This is a genomic window from Nostoc sp., from assembly GCF_054880495.1.
Map to the genome: position 1 here is coordinate 1 of NZ_JBTYKD010000335.1, position 5,540 is coordinate 5,540.

Genomic DNA, 5,540 nt, shown 5'->3' on the forward strand with positions numbered 1-5,540 from the left:
CATCCCCTAACCCCTTCTCCCAAGTTGGGAGAAGGGGAACTAGAGAATTTGCTCCCCTCTCCCAAAATTGGGAGAGGGGCTGTTCTTGTGAGGGTGAAACCTCGAAAGCATGCCAAGCCAAACTTCTAGGTTAAGTTGACACCAATGCGTCTCGCGCGCAGCCAAAGGCGCTCATGTTGCCCTGCCCACAAGTAGTAGTAATTTATTTGTTGGAAGTCCCTAAGTGATCAGCTGAACATTATATAAATAGACCACGCGCTAGGGGTAATTCATGAATTGCCCCTACGATAGATGTGGTTCAAATACAGGACTTACGCACTAAAAACTTGAAACCTCGATCCACCCTAATACCAATTTAATGTGAAGTTGCACATATCTTGATTCCCCTAAATCCCCCTTAAAAAGCAGGGCTGTTTCATTCCACAAGGTGAAGGAGTTTGTCAATATCATGAGATATAAATCTTTGGGCAATTGTGATGGAAGTATGACCATTTCGGCGAAGTATATTGAGTGCGAACGCTCTCAAAATGGAGAGATTTGCGGGAGCATTGCCCATACGGATGGTCGAATTATCTTCTTTGAAAACAACATCTTTCACCCAATGAAGGCAATTTTCGATACTCCAATGACCGCGAATACCGATGGCAAATTCCTTCGCCGTGCAAATCAAACTGCTAATATAACAGACAATTTCATGATATTTCTTACCCTTTCTTGCCAGCAAATACTGATACTATGCTCAGAAAATTTTGATTAGATGAACTATAGTTTTGCACTGTACCCTTAATGCTTTTACCGTCTACTGCACACCATTCTGATACTTCTAAATCCACATAATTTTTCGCCCAGTCATTAAATTTTTCTGCCAGTTTATCAAAATTCACTCCCATAACTACACGTCGGATTGTTGAATATGAGGGAACCCCATGTTTTTGAATGCCAAATTTCTCTATTAATACCCGTCTATGCCTTTTAACAAAATCTCCCCAACCACGATATCCCACATCCCCATTCATTGTTCCCATTATGACAAACAGCAACACCAGCCACATCGGATGTCTTCGTCCATCAGTCGTTCTAAAATCTTCCACTTGCTTTAATTGTTCAATCAGAGACGCACCCATGATTTTCCCCCCTTCTACCCTTGCAATTTTACCTGTTTTAGGGAATGAAACAGCCCTGGGGGTTAGGGGGGAGCTAAAAGTGTCTAAAATCACAGCTAACCACTTTTAAAACATCCTCTGAGCAGTGGGGGGATGGGTTAGGCGATCGCAGAGGGTAGAATACAGATTCAATGCCTGAAACCATTGTCAGAATTTATTTATAGAAAATACCATGATTTTCAAACTAACCTGCAAAATGTAGGTTAAAAATTCATAATTTATAATTCATATAGACTTTACCATAAAGAAATACTTCAATAAAACTTGATGGTTCCTAATAGCACCTTCACTCCTGATTCAATCGCTGCTGGCTTTCATGCCCTGTCTGATCCCCTACGGATTCAGGTATTAGAACTGCTGCGCTCTCAAGAACTATGCGTGTGTGACCTGTGCGACCACCTGGGAACCACTCAATCTAAACTGTCTTTTCACCTGAAAACCCTGAAACAAGCTGGTTTAGTTCGCGCTCGTCAAGAAGGGCGCTGGATTTACTACAGCCTCAATCTGGCGCAGTTTGTTGCCCTAGAGCAGTATCTAGCAGAATTCCGTCGCTTTAGCCCAATATTACCTATTCGTTCTCGCTGCGAGACTTAAAAATCCATCAATTTTTTTTGTAATGTTTTGTTTCCTTCTAACTCTATAGACATTTATGAATCAATTTTTTTTGATATGATGCAAGTATGTAGGCACGATAAAACCCATGTATAGTGAGTTTTATAAAAACTGTGTGATCAGCGATTTATAAGCTGTTTGCTGATTTTATATTTCCTCACATAGGTTATTTTTTTAACGCCGATTTACTTAGATATACTCTTGATATAACTCACAGGGATGGTGTCAATGAAGACAACAGCAAAGGAATTGGCGATACCTGCGGTGGTCACTGAGCAGTTCGACAGGTGTTACCCTGAGCCTGTCGAAGGGCTCACTGTGTCACTTTGTCGAAGTGCGGGCTACGCCGGAGCACTGGCAATATTAGCTTTAACGACCAGTTGCACAGCAGCATCCAACCTATCTGCTCAAACTCAGCAGTCACAGAATGGGACTAAAGGAAAAGATTCTAGTAAGGCTGCAACAACAATAATTGAAATTGATGGTTCTAGCACGGTATATCCCATTTCACAGGCGATCGCCAAAAACTATCAAGCTGACTCAAAGAATCAGGTGCAGGTTGCAGTTAATATTTCTGGTACTACTGGCGGGTTTGAAAAATTCTGTGCTGGAAAAACCGATATTAGCAACGCTTCCCGACCGATTTTGAAGGCAGAGATGGAAACTTGCAAGAAAAATGGTGTGGCGTATATGGAGTTTCCCATTGCTTTTGATGCGCTTACCGTCGCTGTTAATCCGCAAAACGATTGGGTAAAAGACATCACAATAGCAGAATTGAAAAAGATTTGGGAACCGGAAGCCCAAGGGAAAATCACTCGCTGGAACCAAGTACGTGCATCTTGGCCAGATCGCCCAATGAATTTGTATGGTGCTGGGAAACAGTCTGGTACTTTTGACTATTTTACAGAAGCGACTGTAGGTAAAACTAGAGCCAGTCGTAATGACTACACAGCAAGTGAAAATGATGATGTATTGGTGGATGGCATCAGCAAAGATCCAAATGCTTTGGGTTACTTTGGCTATGCCTATTACGAAAAATCACAAAATAAATTAAAAGCGCTGGCAATTGACAGTGGTAAAGGTGCAGTACTGCCATCACGTAAAACTGTAGAGAAAGTTCAGTATCAGCCCCTTGCTCGACCTTTGTTTATCTATGTTAATTTTCGGGATAACCAAAACAAAGCATTAGTAAACAAATTTGTCGAATTTTACATTGATAAAGCACCAACAATAGCAAGTGCTGTGGGCTATATACCTTTACCAAATGATAGCAAACACCTCAACTATGTTCACTTGTATGAAGGCAAAGTGGGAACAGTATTTGGAGGAAAAGCAGAGATGAACTTAACAATAGGGGAGTTGTTACGGAAGGAAGGACAGTTTTAGGTATGAACAATCATCCAAGCCAAGCAACTTATTCATGATCAAACTTTGAATAAGGGATTTGCAACAAATAAATTATCTAATCTTATAGGATGGGCATCTTACCCGCATTTAGCTATTGCCGGGGGAGACGCCCACCCTACAAGAAGTAGTTGAGTATTTTTTTATTTGAAAGTCCCTAATGTAAGCTGTATGAACTCCGTAATGAATAAAAAGACTTCAAAACGCCTCTCCTTTATTGATCGCTTTCTGACCTTGTGGATTTTTTTAGCAATGGCTATCGGTGTTAGTCTGGGCTATTTCTTTCCTGGAGTAGAAGCATTTATCAACCAGTTCCAGGTGGGAACAACCAATATACCAATTGCCATTGGGTTAATTTTGATGATGTACCCGCCCTTAGCCAAGGTGCGGTATGAAGAATTAGGGGATGTATTTCGCAACGGAAAAATTCTTGGTGTGTCACTAATTCAGAATTGGATTATTGGGCCAATTTTGATGTTTACTCTGGCAACTACCTTCTTACACAGTTATCCAGAATACATGACCGGATTGATTCTGATTGGATTAGCCCGATGTATTGCAATGGTAGTTGTGTGGAGTGACTTGGCACGAGGTAATACAGAGTACACGGCTGGATTGGTTGCTTTCAATAGCATCTTTCAAGTTATCTTTTATAGTCCTTATGCATGGTTTTTCATAACTGTACTGCCGCCACTATTTGGGTTACAAGGCAGTGTTGTGAATGTCAGCATTGCCGAGATTGCCAAAAGTGTATTTATCTATCTCGGTATTCCCTTTTTAGCTGGATTTTTTACTCGTTATTTCTTAGTAAAAGTCAAAAGTAAGCAGTGGTATCACGAGGAATTTGTACCTAAAATCAGCCCGATCACGCTGATTGCTCTGTTATTTACAATTGTGGTTATGTTCAGCTTGAAAGGGAATTTAATCGTTCAGATACCCTTGGATGTGGTGAAGATTGCAATTCCGATGATTATCTACTTCGTGATCATGTTTCTGGTCAGCTTTTATATGGCTTGGCGGATTAAGACAGACTATTCTAGAGCCGCAAGTGTAGCGTTTACAGCTGCCGGGAATAATTTTGAACTAGCGATCGCAGTTGCGATCGCAGTGTTTGGCATTAATTCGGGTGTTGCTTTTGCCGCCGTTGTCGGTCCTCTGGTAGAAGTGCCTGTGTTGATTGGTCTTGTTAATGTTGCTTTCTGGCTTGAAAAACGTTATTTCGTAACACCTGAATCGAGAAGCCTTTAAATTTACTCAGATTATTCGGAGAAGTTGAACAATGAAACGTGTGATGTTTGTCTGTAAAAAGAATTCTGCCCGTTCCCAAATGGCGGAAGGTTTTGCTAAAACTATTGGTAAGGGAAAGATTGAAGTGATTAGCTCTGGCTTAAAAGCAAGTCAGGTTAGACCAGAAGCGATGGCTACTATGAAAGAAATTGGTATTGATATTAGCGATCAACACTCCAAACCCCTGAGTAATTTCAGAGCGCAAGACTTTGATGTAGTGATTTCTTTGTGTGGCTGTGGCGTGAATTTGCCGCCGGAATGGGTGACACGCGAAGTATTTGAAGACTGGCAATTAGATGATCCAGCAGAACAACCGGAAATTTTTTCGAGAGTCCGCGATGAAATCAGGGAACGGGTGACTCAATTGATTGAGTCTGTGAATAAAGAAATTATACCTGTTCAATAAAGATTGCAATCTTAAATCAAATTGTAGTACTGGGATTAGACTAAGACTCAAACCAATGGAGCAAGAAACAATTCAACCAATTTCAGAGAACCTGTGGTGGGTGATTCCAGGGAAACTAGCAGGTGTTCGTAAGCCAATGGCAGAGGAGTTGACAGAGTTACGGGCTACTGGTGTTGGTGCGATCGTCTCTGTTATGGATGACCCCTCTAACTTAGATTTGTATCAAAAGGCAAACATTCCTCATCTCTGGTTGCCAATCAAAGGTGGCACTGCACCTAGCTTAGAGCAACTTCAGGAATTAGAAAACTTCATTGAGAGTCAAAAAGGCATTGGTAACGCTGTTGCAGTTCATTGCACCAGTGGGAGACGACGAACGGGAACTATACTGGGTTCTTACCTGATTTACACTGGTTCGTCTTATGACGACGCAATACAGAAAATCCAACACGCAAATCCTGATGTCGAATTGCGGGAAGCCCAAACCACCTTTTTGCGAGAGTTGGAGGAGAATAAGCAATTACCATGACGACATTTGACCATCCCCCCAGAATTTTGTTTTTGTATGGCTCCCTGCGTGAGCGTTCCTATAGCCGCCTCTTAGCAGAGGAAGCCGCACGCATCATTGAAGAATTTGGGGCAGAGGTGAAGTTTTTCGACTCGCGTGAACT

At 41.6% G+C, this 5,540-nt stretch carries 8 protein-coding genes; 6 read left to right on the plus strand and 2 right to left on the minus strand.

The features are described from left to right. Positions 1-415 precede the first annotated feature (415 nt). A complete protein-coding gene (locus tag ACYTXL_RS29220; RefSeq protein WP_461927690.1) occupies positions 416-724 on the minus strand; it encodes an ISAs1 family transposase in 309 nt (102 codons plus the stop codon). Continuing rightward, the gene (locus ACYTXL_RS29225; protein WP_461927691.1) at positions 705-1,217 is read right to left on the minus strand and encodes a transposase family protein; all 513 of its coding nucleotides are present in this window, start codon (positions 1,215-1,217) and stop codon (positions 705-707) included. The genes ACYTXL_RS29220 and ACYTXL_RS29225 overlap by 20 nt, the downstream gene beginning before the upstream one ends. Positions 1,218-1,430: 213 nt before the next feature. On the opposite strand from ACYTXL_RS29225, the gene ACYTXL_RS29230 reads away from it, so the two are divergent. The 6 genes from ACYTXL_RS29230 to ACYTXL_RS29255 form a co-directional block, all read left to right on the plus strand. Next, positions 1,431-1,757 (plus strand): ArsR/SmtB family transcription factor, encoded by a 327-nt coding sequence (locus tag ACYTXL_RS29230; RefSeq protein ID WP_461927692.1) that lies wholly within the window; start codon positions 1,431-1,433, stop codon positions 1,755-1,757. A gap of 336 nt (positions 1,758-2,093) precedes the next feature. Then, positions 2,094-3,161, plus strand: a complete 1,068-nt coding sequence (locus ACYTXL_RS29235; protein ID WP_461927693.1) for a PstS family phosphate ABC transporter substrate-binding protein — start codon at positions 2,094-2,096, stop codon at positions 3,159-3,161. A 201-nt stretch (positions 3,162-3,362) separates the two neighbouring features. Continuing rightward, on the plus strand, positions 3,363-4,427 hold the full coding sequence (gene arsB, locus ACYTXL_RS29240) for an ACR3 family arsenite efflux transporter (protein WP_461927694.1): 1,065 nt from the start codon (positions 3,363-3,365) through the stop codon (positions 4,425-4,427). Between the two features lie 31 nt (positions 4,428-4,458). After that, entirely contained in the window at positions 4,459-4,872 is a 414-nt protein-coding gene (gene arsC, locus ACYTXL_RS29245) for an arsenate reductase, glutathione/glutaredoxin type (RefSeq protein ID WP_461927695.1), read from the plus strand. A 55-nt stretch (positions 4,873-4,927) separates the two neighbouring features. Continuing rightward, a complete protein-coding gene (locus ACYTXL_RS29250) occupies positions 4,928-5,398 on the plus strand; it encodes a phosphatase domain-containing putative toxin (protein WP_461927696.1) in 471 nt (156 codons plus the stop codon). Beyond that, on the plus strand, positions 5,395-5,540 hold a 146-nt coding region (locus ACYTXL_RS29255), incomplete at its 3' end, for an NADPH-dependent FMN reductase (RefSeq protein WP_461927697.1). The genes ACYTXL_RS29250 and ACYTXL_RS29255, both read left to right, overlap by 4 nt.